This window comes from Asaia sp. SF2.1, from assembly GCF_000505765.1.
Lineage (GTDB): Bacteria > Pseudomonadota > Alphaproteobacteria > Acetobacterales > Acetobacteraceae > Asaia > Asaia bogorensis.
The window spans coordinates 39346-41427 of the sequence record NZ_AYXS01000051.1 but is presented as its reverse complement, the minus strand read 5'-3'; the positions used below and the strand labels follow the sequence as shown (position 1 = coordinate 41427).

The following is a 2082-nucleotide window of genomic DNA, read 5'->3' as shown; positions in this document are numbered from 1 at the left end:
GAGACGGCGGAAAATGCCGTCGAGACGGGAACAAGGCTCACTCCGGCCAAGAGGGCGAGGGAATGAGTGCCAAGCGTGTTGCGACGCAGGAGGGGCAATTCAGATCGGTGGCGGTGTTTCATAAGGGCGATATCCGGGGAGGGTGATGAATGAACTGGAGGGCGTGCGAGAAGGCGGACATCGGTCGCGCGAGGGGATAAACGGCATATTTTCGTTGTTCATTATTTCACTCATTTGAAATCGTTGAATTTGGTCGCGGATCGTCCGGGCGCGGAGGGAGAAGCCCTTTATGCCCGGAGGGTGAAAGAGGGGGCGCTCACGGAGCCTGGTTTGAGGGGCAGAGCGTCTGCCCCCTGTTTTCGTCCCGTGTGCGATACAGGGCATGACGCAGGGCCGGGTCAGCATCGGCGTCATAGCCGAACACCTCCCATCGTAGCGCCATGTGCAGCGCAATGCCGAACAAGGGAGCAATCAGGATGACCCAGAAGATCTGCATACCGAGTGCTGTATAGAGCGTGGGCAGGGCCCACATGCTCAGTGTGCCACTGAAGCCTGCCACGAAATTGGTGAAGCCAATGCCTGTGCCACGCAATTCGGTTGGGTAGCTGAGCGTCGGATAGACCATCTGCTGGCACCCTGGCCCGAAACCCTGAGCGAACAGGAAGAGGGCAAAACCGCTCATCACCGACACGATGCCCAGGCTGTTATATGGCGTCCCGGTCAGGGCAAGCAGCAGGATGCCCGCCACCTGCATGGCATAGCCGGCAAGTGTGATCGGTCGCGATCCGAAGCTGCGGGTCAACCTGACGCCAAGCAGGCCGCCACTGAAGGCAAAGACCAGATTGAGCAGGATCGACACACCCAGCACTTCGGTGCGTTGCAGGTGCAGCATGGACGACAGAAGCCCCGGCAGACCAAAGGCAATCGCTGCATAGGAGGTGGCACTCACGATCTTCATGCCAATGACAAGCGTGGTGCGCTTGAGCAGGGGTTTGCGCAGCAGGGCAAACAGGCTCGGCGGCGTCTGGCGCGGCGGCGCTACCGTGATATGCAGAACCGGGTCCACCCCATGTGTGGCGCGCAGGATGGCGGCGGCTTTTTCCAGATCACCGTGGCGGGCAATCCAGAGCGGCGATTCACTCATGTAGCGGCTGCGCACCAGAATGATGATCAGGGCAGGGACCGCGCCAAAGCCCAGCGAGGCACGCCACAGCCAGTCTGGGTGGCTAGCTGGCACAATGGCGTTGAGCGCAAACACGAGTATGAAGCACGCTGAGGAGGCCGCATACCAGGTCGGGCACCATGCGGCGGCCCGCCCGGCCTTGCTTCCCTTGCCCGAGAGCTTCGAGAACTCTGAGAGAAACGCCATGGCAACGGGCAGATCCATACCGACGCCAAACCCCATGGCAAAACGGGCCAGGATGAGAATGCTCGCGGTTGGTGCGGCAGCGGCAACAAGGGCCGCAATCACGAAGCATGCCATGTCGGCCATAAATACAGCGTAGCGGCCGATACGGTCGGTCAGCCACCCACCCATGATGCTGCCGATAATCGTCCCTGCGCTCATGGCGGCCGCTACCATCCCGGTTTGTGAGCCGGTCAGGCCGAAATGCTTCTGCACATCGCCAATGCCATAGGAGAGGGTCGTCAGGTCATATGCGTCAAGAAACACGCCGCCCAAAGCCAGCAGCACGATGATATTGGCATGACCCTTGCCGCTCGGCCCGCGATTGATCAGGGCCGCAATATCATCGGCCGAGCGGATAATCGGGCGTTCGGGCGCATGAGAGGGGGCGGCACTCATGATCGGACCTCATCGGGCAGACGTTGCGTTGCAGGAGAGAGGAGGGCTGCGAGATGGCGGGCCACCGATTGCGCGTTTTCGGTCACTTCAGGCAGGCCCATCAATTCGCCGAACGTGCCGCGTGACAACGGTCCCGCAATAAGGACGGAGTCCACCTTGTGGCCATCAGACAGCGCGTGATGATCGAGGCTGGTGTGCAGTCCAAGGCCGGTCGGGTCCGGGGCAAGGGCGCCCTGTGCTGCGAGCGACCGCAGCACAGGTATATGTGCGACAATGCC

At 61.3% G+C, this 2082-nt stretch carries 1 protein-coding gene and 1 pseudogene; both read right to left on the bottom strand.

Features of this window, described 5'->3' with window-relative positions:
• Window positions 1–316: 316 nt before the first annotated feature.
• Window positions 317–1804 (bottom strand): MFS transporter, encoded by a 1488-nt coding sequence (locus P792_RS35160; protein WP_023979973.1) that lies wholly within the window; start codon window positions 1802–1804, stop codon window positions 317–319.
• A pseudogene (locus P792_RS37835) lies at window positions 1801–2082 on the bottom strand (pyridine nucleotide-disulfide oxidoreductase); the annotation flags it as partial. The pseudogene P792_RS37835 and the gene P792_RS35160, both read right to left, overlap by 4 nt.